Source organism: Nocardiopsis sp. L17-MgMaSL7 (assembly GCF_003182025.1).
GTDB classification, from domain to species: domain Bacteria; phylum Actinomycetota; class Actinomycetes; order Streptosporangiales; family Streptosporangiaceae; genus Nocardiopsis; species Nocardiopsis prasina.
Genome location: NZ_QGTF01000007.1, coordinates 38,425 through 59,688, shown reverse-complemented (window position 1 = coordinate 59,688; position 21,264 = coordinate 38,425). Strand labels below are relative to the sequence as shown.

The window sequence follows — 21,264 nt, the reverse complement described above, 5'->3', positions numbered from 1 at the left end:
CGCCTACCAGTTCGAGGGCCGGTAGTCCTTGAGGAAGCAGCCGTGCAGGTCCTCGCCGAGCTCGCCGCGCACGATGGGGTCGTACACGCGGGCCGCGCCGTCCTCCAGGTCCAGGGGCGCGTGGAATCCTTCGGCGGCGATCCGCACCCGGTCCGGGTGCGGCCGCTCGTCGGTGATCCACCCGGTGTCCACGCTGGTCATGAGGATGCCGTCGGTCTCCAGCATCTCCTCGGCGCTGGTCCGCGTGAGCATGTTCAGCGACGCCTTGGCCATGTTGGTGTGCGGGTGGCCGGGTCCCTTGTACCCGCGCCCGAACACGCCCTCCATCGCGGACACGTTCACGATGTAGGTGCGCCGCGCGGAGGAGGCGGCCATCGCGGGGCGCAGCCGGTCCACCAGGAGGAAGGGCGCGCTCACGTTGCACAGCTGCACCTCCAGCATCTCCACGGGGTCGACCCCGCCGATCCGCTGCGTCCAGCTGTTGACCGGTGCCAGGTCGGGCACCAGGCCTCCCGCGTCGATCGCGCCCGCCTGGTGCGCCCGGTCCGGGTGCGCCGCGCCGGTGGTCAGCGCCAGGGAGGTGAGCATCTCGGGGGTCAGCGTGTGCGGCGCGACCTCGGCCACCTCGGACTCGGTGGCACCCTCCAGCTCGCGGGGGCGGACCCCGCCGAGCACCAGCGGTTCGGGCAGGCCCTCCCCGGTCAGCGGCTGGGACTCGGCGGCGATCAGCGGCGCGTAGGAGCCCGGCGAGCGGCGCACGGTCTGCGCGGCGTTGTTGATGAGGATGTCCAGCGGCCCCTGTTCGGCCACCGAGTCGGCCAGCCGCACCACCTGGCCGGGGTCGCGCAGGTCGATGCCGACCACCCGCAGCCGGTGCAGCCACTGGTCGCTGTCGGGCATCGCGGCGAAGCGGCGCACGGCGTCGTTGGGAAAACGCGTGGTGACAGTGGTGTGGGCGCCGTCGCGCAGCAGCCGCAGCGCGATGTACATGCCGATCTTCGCGCGGCCGCCGGTGAGGAGGGCCCGCCGCCCGGTCAGGTCGGTGCGGGCCTCCCTGCGCTGCCGGTTGAAGACGGCGCACTCGGGACAGAGCTGGTGGTAGAAGGCGTCGACCTCCTGGTACTTCTGCTTGCACACGTAACAGGGGCGGGCCTTGCGCAGCACCCCGGCGAGCTGACGACCGGCGTCCTCGGCGCCACCGGTCTCCTCCGCGCCGTCCTCACCGGAGGCCAGGGCGCGGCTGGTGAGCGCGCGGCCGTTGGTCTCGTCGTCGATCCGGTCCGGGGCGGCCGTGGCGGTGGCGGCGAACACGGCCTTGTCGTGGGCGCTGCGGGCGGCGTTGCGCTCCTTGCGCCGCCGCTCCTTCAGGGCCTTGAACAGCCGGGCGGTACCCCGCTGGAGCGTCAGGGAGTCGTCGTGGTCGACGGGCAGCCCCTCCGCCTCGGCCAACACCTCCAGGCACACCCGAAGTCTGTCCGGGTCGATCCCGTCGACCGTGGTCCGCGTCACCGTTTCCGTCACCACTGCATCCCGCCGCTGTTCCTGGTGGCCTCCTGCCGGGCCACCAGGAACCCTATGCGCACTCCGGGACCGGACGGTCGGTGCGAAGCGGTCACGGGGACAGGCGACCATGGGAGGTGAGCCAGCACTGGGAATCGACGCGTGGGGCCCTGGCACCACGGGCAGGGGGAGTTTCGTGAGCCAGCAGACGGCCGCCGGCGGCGGTGCGGAACGCGAGTTCGTGGTCCTGCTGGACGAGGCGCACGAGCCGGTAGGGGTGGCCGACAAGGCCCTCGTCCACACCGAGGACACCCCGCTCCACCTGGCCTTCTCCTGCTACGTACTGGGACCGGACGGCCGGGTACTGCTCACCCGCCGTGCTCTGGGCAAGACCACCTGGCCCGGTGTGTGGACGAACAGCTGCTGCGGCCACCCCGCTCCCGACGAGTCCATGGAGGAGGCGGTGCGCCGCCGCGTCCGCCAGGAGCTGGGGATCGAGCTGACCGAGGTCACCGAGGCCCTGCCGGACTTCCGGTACCGCGCGGTCTCCGCCGAGGGGATCGTGGAGAACGAGTTCTGCCCGGTGTTCTGGGCCCGCACCGAGGACACCCCCGCCCCGGACGCGGACGAGGTCGCCGAGTTCACCTGGGCGGCCTGGCCGGACGTGGCCGCACTGGCCGAACGCACACCCTGGGTGATCAGCCCGTGGGCGGCGGAGCAGATTCCGCGGCTCAACGCCGCCCGCTGATCCGGGGCCGTCTCCCGGCCACCTTGAGGACGACATCTCCGGCCACGTCGTCTTCTGAGCCCGGCTGCGGGGTAGATAGCAACCACACGCCCCCACCGAGTTGGAGCGCCCCGTGCCCCCTCACGCCCGCGGTCCCGTCCGTCCCGCCGCCCTCGTCCTCGACGCCCTCGACACCCTCTTCCCGCTCGGCCCGCTGGAGTGGCGGTTCCGTGAGGCGGGCATCCCCCGGGTGCTCATGACCCGCTGGTGCGACCACCTGCTGCGGGACGCCTTCGCCCTGTCCCTATTGGGCGGGGAACGCACCTTCGAGGACGTGGCCCGGGGGTCCCTGCGGGACATCACCGGGAACCAGATCGCCCCGGGGGCCGAGGACGCGATCATCGACGGACTCGCCCGGCTCGAACCCCGCCGCGAGGCCGCCTCGGCGCTGGAGGCCGCCCACGCGCGGGGCGTCCGGGCGGCGGTGCTCGGCCACGGCGACGGCGAACACGTCCGCCTGCTGCTGGAACGATCCGGACTACCGCTGGAACCCCTCGCCGGGGGCGGCGGCCCGGCGGCGTGGAAACCGGCGCGCGAGCCGTATCTGGCGGCAGCGCGCGAACTGGGGGTGCCCCCGGAACGGTTGGGGCTGGTCACGGCGCACGGCTGGGACGCGGCGGGGGGCCGCCGGGCCGGGCTGGTGACAGGGTGGTCCGCGCACCTGGAGGGGCGGTTCCCGTCGGTCTTCCCCAGTCCCGACGTCGAGGGGCGCGACCTGGCCCAGACCGTGGAACGGCTCCTCGACCTCCCCGAGCCCGCCTAGCGGGCTACTCCTCCCAGCTCCGGTCGTACTGGGGGTGCCCCCGGTACACGGACGCCAGGTACTTCACCGCGAGCCGCCAGGCCAGCAGTTCCGACCACGGGTCGCCGCCGACGTTCGCCGCCGGGGAGGAGGGGTCGACGATGCGCATGCTCGCGTCGTGCGCCTCGGTGTAGCCCCGGACGATCCCGCGCTTGGCCGCGACCTCGGCCAGCGCCCGTTCCCGGCCGCGTGAACCCACGGGGACGGCCCTGGACGCACGTTCGTCCTCGTCCAGACGCGCGTTCAGGAACTCGACGATGGTCAACGGACAACTCCTCTTCTCTCCCCCCAAAGCCCCCTGCGGGGATCAGTATCTGACATACGCCCCTCCTGGGCCACTCGGTGCCCCCGCCGAACGGCCACGACCCCTACGCGCACCCCTCGAACTGGGGCACCTCCGTGACCAGCTCCAGGTCGGTCCCGCCGAACCAGCGGTCCAGACTCCTCCCGGCCTCACCGCTCAGGTACATCGTGTCGATCGCCCTGTTCACGGCCTCGCAGCCCGCCACGTCACCGTTCGGCAGACCCACTCCGTACCGCTCTTCGGTGAACGGCTTGTTCACGAACTCGAACGCCTCCGGGTCCTCGTCCAGGAACCCGGCGAGGATCAGATCGTCCGTGGACACGGCGTCGACCTCGCCCGCTCTGAGCATGTCGACGCAGTCACTGTAGGTTTCCGGCTTCTCGACCTTGGCCACGTCGATACCGAGGCCCTCCTCGACCCGGCTGGCGGAGTTGGAGCCGTCTCCCTGACAGATCACCCGCCCCTCCAGGTCCGCCACCCCGTTCACCCCCTGCTCACCCCTGCGCACCAGGATGTCCTGCCTGGCCACGTAGTAGGGGCCCGCGAAGGTCACGTCGAGCTTGCGTTCGGCGGTGATGGAGTAGGTCGCCACGACCATGTCCACGTCACCGTCCACCAGCCTCTCCTCGCGCACGTCGGACGTGATGGGCACCAACCGCACGTGGTCGATTCCCAGCTCCTCGGCGATGTGGTTCACCACGTCCACGTCGAACCCCTCGAACTCCTCGCCGTTCCTCAGCCCCACGCCGGGCTGGTCGGCCTTGACCCCGACCGTGATCGACGTCTTGTCGAGGAGGGACCGCAGGGGCGGGTCCTCTCCTCCCTCCGCCGAGCAGGCGGGCAGCGCCATCACCGCCACGGCACACAGAGCCGCCACGGCCCGGCCGCGGCCTCCTCGCAACCACATCGACCCGCTCCTCGTCTCTCGGGGGGTTTCGGCGCGTGCGGACGAACCGGCGCCCGCCGCGCTCACCGGTACTCCGCCAGACGGGGGCGGACCCCCACCACGACCAGGGCGAACAGCGCGAGGGCGCCGACCGGCAGCCCCAGTACCCACGGGGACAGCGCCGACCGACCGTCGTGGATGCCCGCGTCGAACTCGTTCGTGTGCGCGCTGACCAGGACGTCGAGCGCGTCCGTGTGCTGGCGGAACAGCCCGTTCTCGGTGTCGGCCACCCGCATGCGGATGTCGATGGCCCGCGCGGTGTCACCGTCGGCGACGGCCTCACGCAGACTCTCGTCCGCCTCCTGGAGCGCGACGAAGGTGGTGAGCACCTCCTCCAGGGCGTTCTCCGCGTCATGGTCCTCCAGCAACGCCCGCTGGGCGTCCTCCCCCAGGTAACCGAGGGTGCCCGGGTCCTCCTCGTCGGGCACGCCGGACCCCGGCAGCTCCGGGTAGGCGTCCGGGATCTCCCCGACCGCCTCGTAGTAGCCCGGCAGCGTGCTGACCGGGCGGAAGAGCACCTGCTGGGCCCGTTCCAGGTACACCTGCCGGTACGTGTCGGCGTGGTCGTCGTCGATCAGGAACCGGCTCTGGTCGGCCTGCATGTCGGTGGCGATGGCCTTGGCCCGGGACAGCGCCATGGCGGCGTCCATCCCGTCGTTCTTGGCCCGGTGCTCGTGGGCCGCGCTGCCGCTCAGCGCCAGGACGGCACCGACGGTCAGCACCACCGACCCGGCCGTCGCCACCAGCAGCGGGGCGTTGAAGCGGCGGCGGAAGCGCACCCGCAGGTAGAGCTGGAGCGCCAGGAGGGACGCCACCGTCACAGCTCCCACGACGCCGACCACCACGCGCCCGCCCGTCACCGCGCCCCGGCCGTCCTCGTGACTCTGCCGCACGATCGCCGAGGACTCCAACCCCAGGTTGAAGGCCTTGGGCAGCAGTTCGGTGTGCATCCGCTGCGTGGCGTCGCTGTACTCGGCGAGCGCCTCGGCGTCCACCTCCCCCGGAGGCGCCTCCGCCTCCCGGTTGATCAGGAGCGCCCTACCGACCTCCTGCTCGTAGGCGCCCATCCCGTTCATGAGCGCCTGCACGTTCTCCCGCGCGTTCTCCTGCGCGTCACCGTCCTGACTGGTCAGCGACGCCACCTGGAGCAGGGCCTCGTTGGCCTCCCGTCGGCTGGTGACGTAGCGGTCCATGGCGGCCTCGCGCCCGGACCCGAGGTCGTGGTCGGTGCCCATGAGCAGCACGTCCGCCACGCTGGCGTCCATCGCCGCCAGGTTCAGGTAGAGGTCGGTGGTGTTCATGGCCTGCCGCCCCGCGCCCTCGTCCAGGACCTCCAGACCGCCACGGGCCTGGTTGAGCGTCACCGACGCCGAACCGAACAGGCCCGCGACGGCCAGCACGCACAGCAGCGTCAGGGTCCACACCCGGGCGGGCGTGGACCGCGTCGACGCCCGCACGCGCGGCCACCAGGTGCGGAGACGTCGTCCGGGCACGGCCGACGGCGGTGTGGGGGCGCCGCTCTTCGGGCGCCTGGCCGGCTGGCCGGGGTCGGGGGGCATCAACGGGGTTCACCCCTTCTGGATGATGATGACGGTCCATGCGCCGACGTAGATCCGGTCACTGTCATTCAGGGGAACCTCCACGTTGCGGGGGATGGGGTTGGCCGTCCCGTTGATGGTGGTCCCGTTGGTCGACCCGGGGTCGAGGAGCGACCAGGTGTCACCGGGTCCGGCCAGCAGGACCGCGTGGATGTGGGAGATCGCCGGGTCTCCCCCGGGCCCGCCCAGGTCGATCTCCGGAGTGAACCCCTTGGACTGGCTGCGTCGTCCAACGTGCACGCGGTCGCCCTGGAGGTTCACCCGGCGCGGCTTGCCCCCGGAGGGGAAGCTGATCCGGCCCGGGTCGAGCATGCCCTGGTTGACCATGTACTGGTAGTAGGCGGGATCGGCCGCGACGATGGCCCGCCAGTGCACGCCCGTGGGCGCGCTGTCGGGCGCGGAGAGCCGCCGCTGGTGGCTGCCGGACTGGGAGGCGAAGGCGAAGTCGTGGCCGCACTCCTCACAGAAGCGGCCCGCCCGGGACGTGCCGCACTCCGGACAGGGGCCGCCCCGGGTCGCCGGTCGGGGCCTGGGGGGCGCCCGGTGGGGGGTGGGCGGGGTCGCGGTCGGGGGGTGGGCGGGGGGCGGCACCGACAGTGTCTGGAGACGCAGTCCGCAGACGTCACAGAAGTCGTCGGCCGTGGAGTGGTGCCCTGAGGGGCAACTCGGCATGGTCCCTCCTACCCGGATCCGGGGGCGCCGCCGGGTCCCGGTCCACCCGGGTGGGGGCGGGTCCGTACGGTCCGGGTCGAGTTGGTGTCGAGGGTCATCTCGTCGACCTTGTCGACGCTGGGCTTGAGCCGCACCGTTCCGGTGGCCGCGTCGACGACGTCGACGACGCGGTCGAGGAGCCTCGCGGTCTCCTCGTTGCCCGACTCGTGTGCGAGCGCGACGGCCCGGCCCAGCCTGGTGGTGGCGGTCGGGTCGTCCCCCTCGCGACGGGCGTCGAGCCCGTCCTGGATCGCCTGGGCCAGTTCGACCTGGCCCGTGTAGTGGGCCACCCGGGGGTTGATCTCGGTGGCCCTGTCCTCGTCCGACGTCCATTCGGTGAGGATGTTCCCGGAGGCGAGGACCTGGTCCTGGGCGCCGCCCTCACCGGGCAGCACCACCCGGACCCAGCCCGCGCGCAGCTGGCGGCCGGGGTCGCCCGGCGGCACCTCCACACACACGTGGTAGTCGCGGCTCTCCGTCCCCCAGGAACCGGTGGGGTAGTCCCCGGCCTGGGCGGCCCGCTCCACCGCGCGGTGGGTGAGGTCGCGGACGGTGGGCGCCACCTGTTTGACGTAGCGCACCACGGCGTTCTGCGGGGTCCACAGGCGCAGCGCCACGTCGGCCACCGCCTTACCCATGGAGGCCTGGGCCATCGCCCGGAAGTCGGCCTCCAGGTCGGCGGGGTCGGCGACGATGCCGGGGCCGCCGCCCAACAGCGCGGCGTCGATGCGGCGCAGCTCCTCCACCTTCCAGTCGGTGCCCACGCCCCGGCAGTCGCAGACGAAGCTGCCCTCCAGCCGTCGGAGCACCCGCTCGAAGACGTCGGACATCTCGTTGTTCTGGCCGTCGGTGAGCAGGATGGCGTGCCGGATGCCGTCGTCCGCGGTGTCGAAGAGCTCGGCCGCCTTGAGCAGCCAGGCCCCCATGCGCGTGCCGCCGTCGGCGCGCAGCCGTCCCACGGCCTCCAGGGCCGCCGCCCGGGTCGAGGCGTCCACCTCCACCAGGTGGGCGCTCTCGGGGAAGATCATCTCGGCTTCGCGGTGCCCGGCGACGACGGCGAAGCGGACCCCGTCGCGCAGGGTCTCGATGGCCGCGCGGGCCGCCCGCTTGGCCGCGTTGATCTTCTCCCCGTACATCGAGCCGGAGGTGTCGACGATGATCACTTCCGAGGCCCGCACGGACGACCCCACCAGCACGGGACTGTTCGAGGTCACGCTCACCACGGCGTGCACCTCCGTCCCGCCCAGCGGCAGGTACGGGTTCTGGTCGATCTCGACGCGGAACTCGGGCTCGGCGGAGCGGTCAGACCTGTCCGGCACGGGGACCCCCTTGGTCGGTGGGCACGGGAACGACGACGACGGTGATGTTGTCCTTGCCGCCGGCCCGCAGCGCGAGGCTGACGTAGGTGCGGGAGGCCTCCCACGGTGCGCTCGACGCCCCGGGCACCGCCTCGGTCAGGTCCCGGGCCTCGGGGTAGTAGTTCCACAGGCCGTCGCTGCACAGCAGGACCGCTCCGGGGCCGGTCGGGGTGACGGTGGAGATGTGCGCGTCGATCTCCCCCGAATCCGCCCCCATCCAGGCGATGAGCGCGTGGGCGTTGGCCGAGCGCATGGCCTCCTCACGGGAGAGGGCGCCCATCTGCACCATCGCCTCACTCCAGGAGTCGTCCCGGGTGAGCAGCGCGGAGGCGCTGGAGGCCGGACCGCCGGAGATCCAGTAGGCGCGGCTGTCACCGACCCAGCCGACCGTGACGGCCCCGGTGGCCGGGTCCACCACGGCGGACACGAAGGTGCAGGCCGGTGCGGAACTGGGTGAGTCAGCGATCGCGGCCACCGCCTCGGCCGCGCGGGTCATCGCGGTGGCGGTGGCCTCGCGCGGGTCCGCGCCCTGGCGCACGCGTTCGGCGAGCACGGTCGCACCCGTCTCGGCGGTGACCCGGGAGGCCTCGTCGGAGCGGGGGGAGCTGGACACACCGTCGCAGACGACGGCCACGACGGTGCCGGCGGCGTGCGGCGCGTCGTCCTCGACGACCCGTACGGCCATGGCGTCCTCGTTGCGTCTGTGCCGCAGGCCCCGGTCGCTGACGCCGAAGGCGCGCCGGGTGCGTACCTCGACGTGGTCCCGGCCGGTGGGCTGGAGGAAGCCGCACTTCTCGCAGTACCCGTCCACGACCCGCCCGGGGCACCACACGCACAGGTCGGGGTCGTCCACTGAGACCGGTTCACTGCCCACGGCGGGCGGCGGCCAGTCGGGGACCTCGCTCCTCGGCGGTGACGGCTCGGCGGGGCCGGGGTCCCGGCGCACCGGCTGGGTGGTCTGGGAGTCGGCGTCGTCCCAGTCCGAGCCCGGCACCTCGTCGGGGCCGGACGAGGCGGGCGTGGCGGGTGTGGCCGACACAGCGGGACCAGACGCGGGCGCGGCGGACACGTCGTCGACGGCGCCTTGCAGGCTCACCTGGGGCGCGGTGGGGGCGCCCTCGGCCGGGACCAGCCCGGGACGTTCGCCCGTCACCGTCTCGCCCTCCGAGGACACGACCCTCCGGAAGGTCCCGGTCATGCTCGCCTGCGGCGTGGTGGGGACGCGGTCGGGCTGTCCGGGCGGTCCGCCCTTCCCCGCCCCGGAGCGCGCTTCCACCGGGAGGGTACGGCCGCAACCCTCACAGTAGAGGTCGCCCTCTGACACCGTGTCGGCGCAGGCAGGGCAGGTCCGTACCTCGGTCATCGACGTTCCTTCACTTCTCACAGCAGTGTCACGGGGCGGAGGGAGTTCGCCCTGTCGATGAGCTCGTGGCGTTCCGACGTCACGCCGGAGCGCTGGGCCAGGGCCCGGTACCGCCGCTCCAGGTTGGCGCGGACGCCCTCCTCGGTGAAGTCCCCGCCGAGGAGCCGCTGGCCGGCCGGGGCCGCGCCGCCCGCGCGCAGCCAGCCCAGGGCCGCTTCGAGGACGCGCGTGGCGAGCCGGTCGGCGGACTCGCTGTCCAGCCCGATCCGGTCGAGCCGTTCCCCGGCGCGCACGTGGTCGGCGCCGTCGGTGGCGCCGGTGGCGAGCGCGGCGATCAGCGCGGTCTGGGCGTGGACGTACAGGCTGGACAGTTCGGGTACGGCGTCCAGGACCCGGATGGCGGCGGCCCGGTCACCCTGGGCCAGCCGGACCCTGGCCAGGCCGAAGGCCGCGCTCACGTACGAGTGGTCGGTGGACCACACCGTGGAGTACTGGCGGGCGGCGGTCTCCAGGTCCCCGGTCCGCTCGCAGGCCAGCGCCAGGCCGAGCTTGGGCGCCACCTCCCCGGGGAGGTGGTCGAAGAGCTCGTCGAAGTGCCCCCGGGCTCCCTCGAAGCTGCCGGAGCTCAGCTCGGCGACGGCGAGGTACCACATGGTCCGCCAGTCACCGGGGACCGCGGTGCTGAACTGCTGGAGCGCGTCCAGGGCCTCCCCGTGCCGGCCGACCGTGATCAGGGCCCGGGCGAGCATCAGGAGGGTCTCGGGGGACGGCGCCTGGGCCGCTCGCAGGGTCGGGATGAGTTCGGCCGGGGACATGCCGCCGAAGCTGCGCAGGAGCTGGGCGGCCGGGTCGGACGGATCGATGAGCGGGGCGGGCAGCAGCCCGGCGGACTCGGTGGGCGGGGGCGGACTCAGCATGCGGTCGGCGTTGTGCGTCCCCACGCCGGAGACGAGGGTGAAGCTCTCGCCGCCGAAGAGCACGGAGGCCGCCGGGTGCGGAGTGCCCTCCAAGTCGGACAGGACCTCGCGGAGCACACCGGTGAGCTGGTCGGCCATGTCCCCGGCGTCGTGGAAACGCGCCTCCGGGTCGATGTTGGTGGCCCGGCGCAGGAAGCGGTCGTAGGACTCGTACCGCTGGAGCAGGGGCACCTCGTGCCGGTCGGGAATGCTGTGCGGGTGCTGGCGCATGAAGCTGAAGTGGAAGCTGAGCACGGCCAGGGCCCGGCCGACCGAGTAGAGGTCGGCGCTCACCGTGGGGCCCGGTCCGCGCAGCTCGTCCTCGGGCACCCGGTAGCCGGGGGTCGTGTAGACGGGGCTGAGCGTGTCGTCCATGCGCCGGACGCCGCCGAGGTCGATGAGCTTAATCAGCTCCTCGCTCTGGATGACGTTGTCAGGCTTGAAGTCGCAGTAGAGCAGGCCCCGGGAGTGCAGGTAGCCCAGAGCGCGCAGGCACTCCAGGCCGTAGGCGATCACCTGGCCGAGGGGGAGGACCTCCTCGGCCGAGCCGTTCGCCCGGCGTTCGATGAGCAGTTCCCGGAGGGATTTGCCGCCCACGTACTCCATGACGATGTGGCCGCCGGGGATGCCGGTGCGCGGGTCCGGGTGCTGGGAGAAGTTGATGATCTTGACGATGTTGGGGTGCTCGACCTCGGAGAGGAACGCGCGCTCCGCCGCGGCCGCCTTGTGCGCCTCGGCGTCACCGGCGTTGAGCAGGCCCTTGAGCACCACCCAGCGGTTGTTGACGTTGAGGTCGCGGGCCAGGTAGATCCACCCGAGGCCGCCGTGGGCCAGGCAGCCGAGCACCTGGTACTGGCCGCCCACCACGTCGCCCTCGACCAGCTTGGGGGTGAAGGAGAACTGGGTCCCGCACTGACGGCAGAACCCCTCGGTACGGCCCGGCTGCTCACCGCGCGACCGGCCGACCCTCTCTGAGCAGTTGCCGCAGAACCGGTTCTTCTCCGACACGACCGGGTTGGTCATGATCGCGTCGGAGGGGTCGTGGGCCGGGACCAGGGGGACCTGGAGCAGGCCGAGGCCGAGCATGCCGCGCCGGGCGCCGCGGCCGGAACCGCCGCTCCCGCTGGGCGAGGTACCGATGGTCCCGGAGCCGCTGCTCGGTCCGGACCGGCCGGACGGGCGGATGTTCCCCGAGCTGATCGGGTGGGAGTGCACGGCCGCGTCGCCGCCGTCGGAGTCCCGTGTGGAACCTCCTGAGGAGGCACCGGAGGAGGGGCCGGACGACGCGTCGGATGTGCCGCCGCGGGACCACCGCGGGCCGGGGCCCCTGTGGGGCGCCGCGTAGGAGGGCTGGGTCCGCTCGCCGTCGCGGTCCTGGTTCCGGGCGGCGGCGCGCCACGGGCCGGACACCGGCGGACGCGGCGCCGGCGGGGTCGGGGAGGGAGGACGAACGCCCACGGGAGCCAGGCCGCACACCACGCAGAAGCCGTCCTCGATCTGGCCCTGGCAGCCGGGGGAAGTGCACATGGTCATCTAGGTCACACCACCATCAGTCTCGCCGTCAGACGCTCCGTTTCCCGGTCTGGTTCTGTCCTCCGGGGAATCGCTTCCCGAAAGTTCCAGAAGCGCCCTCTGGTAGGCGGAGAGCGCCCTGGTGGCGGCTCGCAGGTCACAGGGCGCCTTCCACAGCTCACCGTGCGCGTGTCCGTGGAGTCCGGCGAGCCGTTCGTGCTCGGCCAGTCCGAGGCGGACCGCGCGGGCGCGGTAGGCGTCCAGGCGACCGCGGAGTTCGGCCCGGCGCGCGAAGAGCTCCGACAGGTTCCGTTCGCACTCCTGGGCGGCGTCGCTGGCCTGGTGCACGTCGTGCTGGACCCGGCCCAGACGGGCGCCCAGCCCACGCCAGTCGCTCCGGGAACGCAGGAGGTCCATCTCGATCACCGCGGCGCGCAGCGACGGAACCGAGTCGGGGACGTCCGCGGTTCCGGGTGCGGAGATCTTCGCCACGACCCGTTCCCGCAGTTCACGGGCGCGCCGGAGGACCTGCTCGACGTCGTCGATGGCCGAGACCAGGCGTGCCACGCTCTCGGAGTAGGAGTCGCGCATCCTCAGGGCGTCGCGGAGTTCGCCACGGGTGCGCACCAGGAGTCCCCGGAGGTGGTCCAGCGACGAGGTGTCCACACGGGCCTCGACGACCAGGACGAGCGGGTCCCGGCGGACGGTCTCCCCCACCCGCACGAGCTGTCGGCGCAGCCCCTCGTGTTCGTCCTCGCCCAGTTCCACCTGGTCCGAGAGCGTGCAGACCTCCTGCCACATGGTCTCCAGCTCCGCGAGCCGGGGGTGCAGGACGTCCCAGGCGGTCTCCACCGCCGAGATGACCTCGGTGGCCTTGTCGTAGTCGGCCGACATCCGCGCGATGGCCTCGGCTGTGGTGACGCGTTCGGAGTCGGGATCGAGCAGACCGCGTTCGTGCAGGGGACCCCGGTCCAGCGGCAGGATGACGGACGGGCCCCTCAGCAGGAAGGCGAGTTCCCTCTGGGGATCCTCGCCGCCGCGTTCGCGGACCAGGTTCGCACGGTCCAGCACGAGCGCGAAGGCGCCGTGGACCGTCCACAGCCGGTGGAGGTGGGCTGCGGCGTACTCCCAGCGCTCACGGGTGCCGCCCACGAGGTCGGCGTCCCTGAGCAGCCGGTGTCCCACGTGCTGGTCCAGGTCCGCGAGCCGGAGCTTGATGCGGTCGGCCTCGCCCCGCACGTGGTTGATGGCGTGGTCGAGCACCTCCCAGCTCATCGGCGTCACCTCGGGCTCCGCGTCGCTGCCCACCCGACGAATCACCTCCAGCGGACCGCGGACCGCCCCGATTTCTCCCGTTACCTAGGACAAGAGTGTGGCCGCGCCCACTCCGAACCACAAGGGACTCCCGCGTTTACGGCCGCGAGCGGCCACAAACGCAACACACATGTCATCTCAGGTATCCCGTCCGATGGGTACGACAACGGCATGGACAGAACAGAGGAAGAGTTCCCCGGTATCGGCGCCCCTGCCCGCAGGGCCCTGAACCGCGCCGGGTACACGCATCTGGAACAGCTGGACGGGGTGAGCGAGACCGACCTTCTGCGACTGCACGGGATGGGCCCCACGGGAACCGACATCCTGAGCGACCTCCTGAACGCCCGCGGCATGTCCCTTGAGCCCTAGCCGTCCAGGTGGTCCAGGAGGAAGCGGGCGCGATCGGCGACGGGGACGCGGGGCAGGGTGACCAGTGCGTACCCGCAGGCCGGGTAGGCCTCGCACATCGCCTCGAAGGTCCGTTCGGCCTCCTCCGGTGACTGGTGGCGTTCGGTGTCCCCGGCGAAGATCTCGGGCCAGGGCGGGGCGACGAACACCGTGCGCCGGTATCGGAACGCACGGGTGGCCGCCCACAGGTGTTCGGGCACCGGCAGGCCGCGCAGGCGGTGGTAGCCGACCAGGTCGGGCACGCCCCGGTCGCACAGGACCAGCCCGTCGTGCTCGGCGGCCTCGCGGTGGGAGCGCATCTCCCACGCCAGCATCAACTCGGCGAAGAGGGCGTCGTCCCGCCAGGCCAGGCCGGGTCCGTCGATCTCCCGCTGGTCGCGGATGATCGCACGGCCCGCCTCGACCGTGCGCCGGTGTCCGAGCCCGGCCAGGTGGTCGATCAGCGTCGTCTTGCCCGAACCCGGGCCGCCGGTGACGACGACGAGGTGGTCCATGGTGGTTCCTCCTGGTGATGACGGCCGTCGTGGAGCGGGACAGGGCGCTGGGTGGAACGCCCGGGGTGCGCCGTGCCCGAAGGGGCGCGGCGCACCGCGGCGGTCGCGGGGTCGCGTCCGGGACTACTCGGCTGCCTCGTCCTCGATGAGGTCGGCAGCGTACGAGGCGCCGCCGTCCCGGAGCCGGGCGCTGATCGCCGCCAGGCGCGCGGCCACCTCCGGGTCCGAGGTCAGGTCCACCAGGGCTGAGCGCAGCGCTTCGGCCGTGGCGTCCGCCGAGTCGATCCGACGGGCCACCCCGGCCGCCTGGAGGCGGTCGGCGTTGTCGAACCCGTCGGTGGCCTGCGGCACCGCGATCATCAGTGTGGCCGTGTACAGGCCCTCGCTGGAGCCGCCCATCCCGGCGTGGGTGACGAAGGCGTCCGCCTGGCGGAGGACGTCCAACTGCGGCACCCAGGGGTGCACCTCGACGTTGGCGGGAACCTCGCCCAGCTCGTCGGCGCCCACGAACCGGCCGACCTGGAGTACCACGTGCCAGCCCGGGAGATCGCCGAAGGCACGCACGCACTCGCGGTAGAACCCGGGCAGCCGGGTCAGGGCCGACCCCATGGACACCAGCAGCACCCGCTCGGCCCCTTCGGGGCGCCGCCAGGTGCCCTGGTCCTCACGCGCGCCCAGGCACGGGCCCACGAAGGTGACCGCGTCCGAGACCGTGTCGGCGAAGGGCTGCATCTCGCGCGGGATCATGGCCAGGGCCCGGTCCGGGGCCCCGGCGAAGCTCGCGTGGTCCAGCCCGGTGACGCCGTTCTCGGCGAGCCAGGCGTCGAACTTCGCGAAGTGCTCGGTGGCGCCGGGCCGCGCGCGCAGCCACTCCATGACGGTGTCCCCGTGGTCCGCCCAGGCCACATAGGTGGGTGAGAGCTGGACGGTCGGGATGCCCCAGTCGACGCCCAAGACCCGCGCGGCGTAACCGCCGATGTCGTACAGGAAGAGGTCGGGCCGGTCGTCGTCGTAGGCGTCCCGCAGGACGGGCAGCACGTTGATCGCGTCGTCGAGGAAGACGTCCATCCCCTCGACGGGGTCGTCGGACCACTCCTCGTCGCCGGTGGGCAGCGTGGTGGTGAAGCGGACGAGTTCGGCGCCGGTCGAGGCGATCAGCTCGCCGACCCCGTCCACGGGGTCGTTGGCGTAGGTGACGCGGTGGCCGCGGTCAACCAGCTCGCGGATGATCTCCAGGCCGGGCAGGACGTGGCTCACGGCGGGGACGCCGACCATGGCGATGTGAAGGCGGCGGGTCAAGGTACTTCTCCAGGGGTCGTCTACGGGTTGGACTGAGGTGCGCCGGTTCCCGAGGGGATGGCGCGGGGCGTCGTGGACGCCGGGTCCTAGCCGTAGATCTGCTGGAAGTACATGCGCACCAGACTAGGGCAGCCCTCCCGGGGGCGTCCAGCGCTTTTTCGAGGCCGCTCTCCACCAGGAAGGGGTCCCCACGTGACCGCGCTCCCCGTCGCATGGCAGCGGGAGAAGGCCGCGCCGGTCGTCCCTGGCAGCCAGGTCGACCGGCGCGGCCCCCTCCTCGTCAACGGCGGCTGAGCCGCCCGTGGCCCCGGCTCCGAGCTCGGGCCACGGCTCCCCGGCCCTACGGGGTCCCGGGATCGTTCGGGCCCTTCTTCGGGGCCCGGTGGCGTCCCGAGCGGGGCGAGGCCGTCTCGTCGTCCCCGGGCGCCTGCTCGGTGTCGCGCCCATCCCCCCGGTAGCCGTCGGTGTAGCCGCCTGCGTACCCCTCGTCGAACGCGCTCACCGGACGCTCCGCGTCCTTCCCGGTGGCGGCCGTCGCACCGCCCGCCCCGTCGAGGTCCGCGTCGGTGTCGGCGTCCGCGGTGGCGACGGTGTCCTGCTCGCTGGTCGACCGGACGCCGTCCGTGGCGCCGCGCAGCTGGAAGCCCGCGACCGCCATGACCACACCGAACACGATCGCGTACACACCGACGACCAGCATGATCGCCTCGGCTCCCGCCAACGGCCAGAACCACATCAGGAGACCGAAGATCACCGAGAGGGCGCCGACGAAGATCAGCAGCCACTCGGAGCTGATGTGGGCGCGCAGGCGCACGGCGGTGACGATCTCGGCGACACCGGTGACGATCGCCCAGGCACCGATCAGGAAGACGATGGCGATGATCGCGGCCATCGGCCAGGTGAGGGCGAGCAGACCCAGGACGATGCTCAGTCCGGCCTGCACGCCCAGCGACAACCGGCTCCCCGGGGTGGCGCGGTAGGCGGTGAACGCGAGCGCGACCCCGTCCACCAGCGCGAAGACACCGAAGATGATCGCCAGGGCCAGCAGGCTCGCTCCCGGCCAGACGAGGGCCAGCAGACCGAAGACCACCGCGACCACACCGCGTACGACCAGGACCCACCAGTGACGGCTCAGTTCTCCGAGTATGTCGCCTGTCAACGCGTACCGGACCATGACCAGGCCCCCTTCCTCGTGTGGTCCCGCTCGTGTGCGGGGTCACGCTCTGCCACTTCCCTCAACGTCGCATACGGATGACAGAAAGTACGCAAAATACACGGCAAGGGAGGTTCTGCACCTGGAACTGGGCGCCTCGGAGCGCGCTTCGCACAGCCCCCGGACACACGAACGCCCGCCCTCGTCGGTGACGTGGGCGGGCGGTCGAGGTACTCCGGCGGGATCAGCCCTGACCGGGGTAGCGGCGCTCGGCGGAGCCGATGTAGTGCTGGCGCGGGCGGGCGATCCGGAAGGCCGGGTCGCTGAGCTGCTCGCGGTAGTGGGCGACCCAGCCGGGCAGGCGGCCGATGGCGAACAACACGGTGAACATGTTGGTCGGGAAGCCCATGGTGCGGTAGATGACGCCGGTGTAGAAGTCGACGTTCGGGTAGAGCTTGCGCTCAGTGAAGTACGAGTCCTGGAGCGCGGCGGCCTCAAGCTTGAGGGCGAGCGCGAAGAGCTCGTCGGGGTTGTCGTGGCTGTCGAGGATCTGGCTGGCCAGAACCTTGATCTCCTTGCTGCGCGGGTCGAAGTTCTTGTAGACCCGGTGGCCGAATCCCATGAGACGCATCTCGCGGGCCTTGACCTTCTCCAGGAAGTCCTCGATGGAGATACCGGAGTCGCGGATCTCCTCCAGCATCTCCAGGACGGCCTGGTTGGCGCCGCCGTGGGAGGGGCCGGACAGGGCGTTGATGCCCGAGGCGACGCTGGCGTAGATGTCGGCCTTGGAGGAGCCCACCACGCGCACGGTGGCCGTGGAGCAGTTCAGCTCGTGGTCGGCGTGCAGCACCAGCAGCATGCCGACGGCCTTGTTGAACAGCTCGCCGAGCTCACCGGTGGGGGCCTCGTCGCCGAAGGTCATCCGGATGAAGTTGTCGACGTAGTCGAGCGAGGGGTCCGGGGCGATCGGCGACGCGCCGATGGAGTTGCGGTAGATGCGGGCCGCGATCGTCGGCAGCTTGGCCATCAGCCGGATCGTGGCGAGCTCGACCTGGTTCTCGTCGTCCGGGTCCACGCTGTCGTCGTAGTACGCGGCGAGGGTGTTCACGGCGCTGGAGATCAGTGCCATGGGGTGGCCGTTACGGGGCATCGCGTCGATGAACGCGCCCATGTCGGCCGGGATGTCGGAGTTGTCGCGCAGCTGCTCGGAGAACTCCTTGAGCTGGCCGGGCTCCGGCAGCTCGCCGTAGATCACCAGATAGGCGGACTCGAGGAAGGTGCTGTGTACGGCGAGGTCCTCGATCGGGTACCCGCGGTAACGCAGGATGCCCGCGGCCCCATCGATGTAGGTGATCTTCGAGCTACACGAAGCGGTATTGCCGAACCCAGGGTCCAGGGTCGTCATACCGGTCGACCCCAGCAGGGTCTTCAGCTCGATGGTGCTCTCACCCTCGGTACCGGTGAAAACCGGCAGCTTCAGCACGCCGCCCTCGTAGTGGAGCTCCACCGTGCGCTCTTTGTCATCGCTCATGCCCGAGGTCAACCTTTCCAGGCGGGGGATACGTGAGGTGCGTCAGACGCGAGGCGATCCGCCGCCGCGACTTGTTCACTCGTTATTGTTCTGTTTTGTTAAACGACGGTTAAGCAAAATCATATAAGTTTCACCGATTCACGAACAGGTGACATGCAACACATACCCAGACGTGATCAGAATTACCGTGGAGTGAAGATTTACAGACTTTGCCGAACGTCGATAACGCCGTGATCGCCCTGAGACATCACGGACGCCGACGGGGTTCTCCCGCCATCCGTCCCTGGCCTCCTGAACCGGTCCCCTGGGCGCCCCGAACCCCCACGCGGGACGCACCCGGAGCCGCTCTTCGGACCGCCCTTCACAGATGCGGACATACCCGAACGGAACTCGGTGCGGCCAGGTGTTCGAACACGCCCTAGCGGCCTGCCATCAGAGTACCTTCGCCCTGATCACAAGGGCTGAGGCGGGGCACCCCCGACTCGGTGATCTTGGCCTCTGCCCAGCCCGGAGGCGGTGCGTCGGCCCCCCAAAGGGTGCTGTCCCCGGCACTCCGGGGATCTGAGTATGTGCCCCGCGCACGAGAGTTCACACGCGTCCCGGACGTGGCATTCGTCCCTCTCGTCACAGCCGGGCCGACGGCCCCGAACGGGGCACGGCGAATGGCACACCGAACGTGACCGAAGTCGACAACGGGTGACCGACTTTCACCGCCGGTAAACAATGACTTCACGCAATGCCGGAGAATCCGACCCGCGGTGTACAGCCGGTGACGGGCGCTACTCGCCCTCGTCCACACCACCGGCGAGCAACGCCTCCATGAACAGCGAGGGGTGGTCCCGCTCGATCACGCGCAGACGCCACTTGTTGTGGACCAGGACCAGCAGTTCACCGTCCGAACGGCGCCGCAGGACCTCGGCCCCGGACAGCGAGTGCAGCGTCGGCGCGGACTCCTCGTCCGTGCGCCGCGCCACCGAGTACTCCAGCGGGGAGGCCTCGATCGGGCTGCGGAACTCCTGCTCCATCCGGTGCCTGACCACGTCGAACTGGAGCGGGCCGACCGCCGCCAGCACGGGTGCCTGCTCGCCTCGCACGTCGGAGGTGAGCACCTGCACCACGCCCTCGGCGTCGAGCTGGGCGATACCGCGCTGGAACTGCTTGTACTTGCCCGCGTCCACCGCGCGCGCCACCACGAAGTGCTCGGGCGCGAAGCTGGGGATCGGCGGGAAGGAGACCTTGGGGCCGTCGAAGAGGGTGTCCCCCACCGCCAGCGCGTGCGCGTTGACCAGGGCGATCACGTCGCCCGGGAAGGCCGTGTCGATGGTGGAGCGGTCCGAGCCGAACACCGCCTGGGTGTACTTGGTGGCGAAGGGGCGGCCGGTGGGCGCGTGCGTGAGCACCATGCCCCGGTCGAACCGGCCCGAGCTGACCCGCACGAACGCCATCCGGTCCCGGTGGTTCTTGTCCATGTTGGCCTGCATCTTGAAGACCTGGCCGGAGAAGGGCTGCTCCACCCGGCGCGTCCGGTCCTTGTCGTCGACCTTGGCCGACGGCGCGGGGGCCAGGCCCACGACGGTGTCCAGCAGCTGCCCCACCCCGAAGTTGGACAGCGCCGCGCCGAACAGCACCGGGGAGGACTCGCCCGCCATGAAGGACTCGTGGTCGAAGTCGGCGCCCAGGGCCTCAAGGAGTTCGATCTCCTCCTTGGCCTGCTCCCAGGCGTCCAGCTCGACCTCGGCGGCACGATCGGAGTCCAGGACCTCCTCGATCGCCTTCTGGGCGCCGCCGGGGGTCCGCGTCATCTTGGTGTACGTGCCGTTCGTGCGGTCGACCAGGCCGCGGAAGTCGCCCGCGATGCCGACCGGCCAGTTCAGCGGGGTCGGGCGCAGGCCGATGCGCTGCTCGATCTCGTCGAGGAGTTCCAGCGGCTCGCGGCCCGGCCGGTCCCACTTGTTCACGAACGTGATGACCGGCATCTTGCGGGCCCGGCACACGTCGAAGAGCTTGAGGGTCTGCGGCTCCAGGCCCTTGGCCGAGTCCAGCAGCATGATCGCGCAGTCGACCGCCGAGAGCACCCGGTAGGTGTCCTCGGAGAAGTCGGCGTGGCCGGGGGTGTCCAGCAGGTTGAGGACGCGGTCGTCGTAGTCGATGCGCAGCGCGGCCGAGGTGATGGAGATCCCCCGGTCCTGCTCCATGTCCATCCAGTCCGAGGTGACGCCCTTGCGGTCGCCCTTGCCGTGTACGGCTCCGGCGGAGGAGATGGCCGCGGCGTGCAGTGCCAGCGCCTCGGTCAGCGTCGACTTACCGGCGTCGGGGTGGGAGATGACCGCGAAGGTCCGCCGCCGCTCCGCCTCCTGGGCGACCTCGGACTCCTGCTTGGTCGCTCCCGCCGTGTCCACGCTCATCTGCGCTGCCGCCCCGCCTCGTGTGCTGCCCTGTTTTCGGCCCCGTCCAGCCTACGCGCGCGCGGGTGTGGCTGGGACCCGATCGGGCTACCGGTCCCGCTCGACCGCCTCGGAGACCCGTCGCAGCAGGTCGGAGGGGTCCGTGCCGCTCGGATAGACCGCCACCAGGACGCGCTCCCCCTCGCCCGTGCCCCGCCCGGACGGGCCGCCCCGGTCCGCCCCGGCGCCGCCGATCAGGGGCGCGGCGAGGTCGGCGATCCTGGCCATCGCCTCGTCGAAGCGGTCCCACACCCCCGCGTCCCCGGGCGCGCGCAGCCAGCCGCGCAGCACGTGGTTGTGGGCGGCGATGACGGCGGCGGCGACCATCTCGACCTCCAGGGAGGGCCGGTCGTCCCCCGCGCTCTGGGCCAGGTAGCGGCTGAACGCGGCCTGGTACCTGGCGGTCATCGCCACCTCCCGGTCCCGCAGCCTGGGGTGGGCGCGCACCAGCCGGTACCGGGGGACGGTGATCTCGGGGTCGCGCACGTAACCCTGGAAGACCAGGCGCGCGGCGGTGACCACCGTGGCCGTCGGGGTCTCGGGGGAGGCCTCCATGTAGCGCACGACCGTCTCGAAGAGTTCGTCGTGCTCGGCGAAGAGGAGGTCCTCCTTGGAGCCGAACCTGCGGAAGAGGCTGCGTCGGCTCACCCCGGTGGCGGCGGCGATGCCGTCCATGGTGGTGCCGTCGAAGCCCTCGTCGGTGAACAGCCGCACGGCCGCGAGCACCGCCTCGCGGGTCGACACACGCGTCGTCGCCACGTCCACCTCCCCCGCTCTTGCCCCG

The 21,264-nt window shown here is 71.6% G+C and carries 18 protein-coding genes; 3 read left to right on the top strand and 15 right to left on the bottom strand.

Annotation, left to right across the window (positions count from 1 at the left end):
• Positions 1-3: 3 nt before the first annotated feature.
• On the bottom strand, positions 4-1,521 hold the full coding sequence (locus BDW27_RS13835) for an SDR family NAD(P)-dependent oxidoreductase (protein WP_026128935.1): 1,518 nt from the start codon (positions 1,519-1,521) through the stop codon (positions 4-6).
• 175 nt (positions 1,522-1,696) lie between these two features.
• On the opposite strand from BDW27_RS13835, the gene idi reads away from it, so the two are divergent.
• Together idi and BDW27_RS13825 are read left to right on the top strand one after the other, a co-directional pair.
• Positions 1,697-2,248, top strand: coding sequence for an isopentenyl-diphosphate Delta-isomerase (gene idi / locus BDW27_RS13830; protein WP_110049571.1), 552 nt, complete (start codon positions 1,697-1,699; stop codon positions 2,246-2,248).
• A gap of 112 nt (positions 2,249-2,360) precedes the next feature.
• The gene (locus BDW27_RS13825) at positions 2,361-3,050 is read left to right on the top strand and encodes an HAD family hydrolase (RefSeq protein ID WP_110049570.1); all 690 of its coding nucleotides are present in this window, start codon (positions 2,361-2,363) and stop codon (positions 3,048-3,050) included.
• 4 nt (positions 3,051-3,054) lie between these two features.
• Here the strand turns inward: BDW27_RS13825 and BDW27_RS13820 are convergent, their stop codons facing one another.
• The 8 genes from BDW27_RS13820 to BDW27_RS13785 form a co-directional block, all read right to left on the bottom strand.
• Positions 3,055-3,354, bottom strand: a complete 300-nt coding sequence (locus BDW27_RS13820; RefSeq protein ID WP_017542785.1) for a DUF6221 family protein — start codon at positions 3,352-3,354, stop codon at positions 3,055-3,057.
• A 103-nt stretch (positions 3,355-3,457) separates the two neighbouring features.
• Positions 3,458-4,300, bottom strand: a complete 843-nt coding sequence (locus BDW27_RS13815; protein WP_026128934.1) for a glutamate ABC transporter substrate-binding protein — start codon at positions 4,298-4,300, stop codon at positions 3,458-3,460.
• Positions 4,301-4,362: 62 nt separating this feature from the next.
• Positions 4,363-5,763 (bottom strand): hypothetical protein, encoded by a 1,401-nt coding sequence (locus BDW27_RS13810; protein WP_110049794.1) that lies wholly within the window; start codon positions 5,761-5,763, stop codon positions 4,363-4,365.
• A 144-nt stretch (positions 5,764-5,907) separates the two neighbouring features.
• Positions 5,908-6,609 (bottom strand): FHA domain-containing protein, encoded by a 702-nt coding sequence (locus BDW27_RS13805; RefSeq protein ID WP_017542782.1) that lies wholly within the window; start codon positions 6,607-6,609, stop codon positions 5,908-5,910.
• An 8-nt stretch (positions 6,610-6,617) separates the two neighbouring features.
• Positions 6,618-7,967, bottom strand: a complete 1,350-nt coding sequence (locus tag BDW27_RS13800; protein ID WP_110049569.1) for a VWA domain-containing protein — start codon at positions 7,965-7,967, stop codon at positions 6,618-6,620.
• Entirely contained in the window at positions 7,951-9,369 is a 1,419-nt protein-coding gene (locus BDW27_RS13795) for a PP2C family serine/threonine-protein phosphatase (protein WP_110049568.1), read from the bottom strand. Before BDW27_RS13795 ends, BDW27_RS13800 begins: the two co-directional genes overlap by 17 nt.
• 17 nt (positions 9,370-9,386) lie before the next feature.
• Positions 9,387-11,858 (bottom strand): serine/threonine-protein kinase, encoded by a 2,472-nt coding sequence (locus BDW27_RS13790; protein ID WP_233515755.1) that lies wholly within the window; start codon positions 11,856-11,858, stop codon positions 9,387-9,389.
• A complete protein-coding gene (locus BDW27_RS13785; RefSeq protein ID WP_110049790.1) occupies positions 11,859-13,112 on the bottom strand; it encodes a hypothetical protein in 1,254 nt (417 codons plus the stop codon). It lies immediately after the preceding gene.
• A 210-nt stretch (positions 13,113-13,322) separates the two neighbouring features.
• Here BDW27_RS13785 and BDW27_RS13780 point away from each other — a divergent pair, with 210 nt between their 5' ends.
• Entirely contained in the window at positions 13,323-13,520 is a 198-nt protein-coding gene (locus BDW27_RS13780) for a hypothetical protein (protein ID WP_017542778.1), read from the top strand.
• Here BDW27_RS13780 and BDW27_RS13775 read toward each other — a convergent pair.
• From BDW27_RS13775 to BDW27_RS13745, 6 genes are all read right to left on the bottom strand, one after another.
• Positions 13,517-14,053: an AAA family ATPase gene (locus tag BDW27_RS13775; RefSeq protein WP_017542777.1), complete on the bottom strand. Its 537-nt coding sequence runs from the start codon at positions 14,051-14,053 to the stop codon at positions 13,517-13,519. The genes BDW27_RS13780 and BDW27_RS13775 overlap by 4 nt on opposite strands.
• Positions 14,054-14,176: 123 nt before the next feature.
• Positions 14,177-15,328, bottom strand: coding sequence for a macrolide family glycosyltransferase (locus BDW27_RS13770; RefSeq protein WP_199560663.1), 1,152 nt, complete (start codon positions 15,326-15,328; stop codon positions 14,177-14,179).
• Positions 15,329-15,692: 364 nt separating this feature from the next.
• Positions 15,693-16,526 (bottom strand): HdeD family acid-resistance protein, encoded by an 834-nt coding sequence (locus tag BDW27_RS13760; RefSeq protein WP_110049566.1) that lies wholly within the window; start codon positions 16,524-16,526, stop codon positions 15,693-15,695.
• Positions 16,527-16,749: 223 nt separating this feature from the next.
• Complete coding sequence (locus BDW27_RS13755) at positions 16,750-18,036, bottom strand: citrate synthase (RefSeq protein ID WP_017542773.1); 1,287 nt, start codon at positions 18,034-18,036, stop codon at positions 16,750-16,752.
• Positions 18,037-18,815: 779 nt separating this feature from the next.
• Positions 18,816-20,441, bottom strand: coding sequence for a peptide chain release factor 3 (locus BDW27_RS13750; RefSeq protein ID WP_110049565.1), 1,626 nt, complete (start codon positions 20,439-20,441; stop codon positions 18,816-18,818).
• Between the two features lie 87 nt (positions 20,442-20,528).
• The gene (locus BDW27_RS13745; protein WP_110049564.1) at positions 20,529-21,245 is read right to left on the bottom strand and encodes a TetR/AcrR family transcriptional regulator; all 717 of its coding nucleotides are present in this window, start codon (positions 21,243-21,245) and stop codon (positions 20,529-20,531) included.
• Positions 21,246-21,264 lie beyond the last annotated feature (19 nt).

Excerpts from the sequence above, each read along its gene's own strand:
- BDW27_RS13815 (WP_026128934.1), bottom strand. The coding sequence starts at position 4,300 with ATGTGGTTGCGAGGAGGCCGCGGCCGGGCCGTGGCGGCTCTGTGTGCC.
- BDW27_RS13805 (WP_017542782.1), bottom strand. The coding sequence starts at position 6,609 with ATGCCGAGTTGCCCCTCAGGGCACCACTCCACGGCCGACGACTTCTGT.
- BDW27_RS13795 (WP_110049568.1), bottom strand. The coding sequence starts at position 9,369 with ATGACCGAGGTACGGACCTGCCCTGCCTGCGCCGACACGGTGTCAGAG.
- BDW27_RS13790 (WP_233515755.1), bottom strand. The coding sequence starts at position 11,858 with ATGACCATGTGCACTTCCCCCGGCTGCCAGGGCCAGATCGAGGACGGC.
- BDW27_RS13785 (WP_110049790.1), bottom strand. The coding sequence starts at position 13,112 with ATGAGCTGGGAGGTGCTCGACCACGCCATCAACCACGTGCGGGGCGAG.
- BDW27_RS13780 (WP_017542778.1), top strand. The coding sequence starts at position 13,323 with ATGGACAGAACAGAGGAAGAGTTCCCCGGTATCGGCGCCCCTGCCCGC.
- BDW27_RS13775 (WP_017542777.1), bottom strand. The coding sequence starts at position 14,053 with ATGGACCACCTCGTCGTCGTCACCGGCGGCCCGGGTTCGGGCAAGACG.
- BDW27_RS13770 (WP_199560663.1), bottom strand. The coding sequence starts at position 15,328 with ATGGTCGGCGTCCCCGCCGTGAGCCACGTCCTGCCCGGCCTGGAGATC.
- BDW27_RS13760 (WP_110049566.1), bottom strand. The coding sequence starts at position 16,526 with ATGGTCCGGTACGCGTTGACAGGCGACATACTCGGAGAACTGAGCCGT.
- BDW27_RS13755 (WP_017542773.1), bottom strand. The coding sequence starts at position 18,036 with ATGAGCGATGACAAAGAGCGCACGGTGGAGCTCCACTACGAGGGCGGC.
- BDW27_RS13750 (WP_110049565.1), bottom strand. The coding sequence starts at position 20,441 with ATGAGCGTGGACACGGCGGGAGCGACCAAGCAGGAGTCCGAGGTCGCC.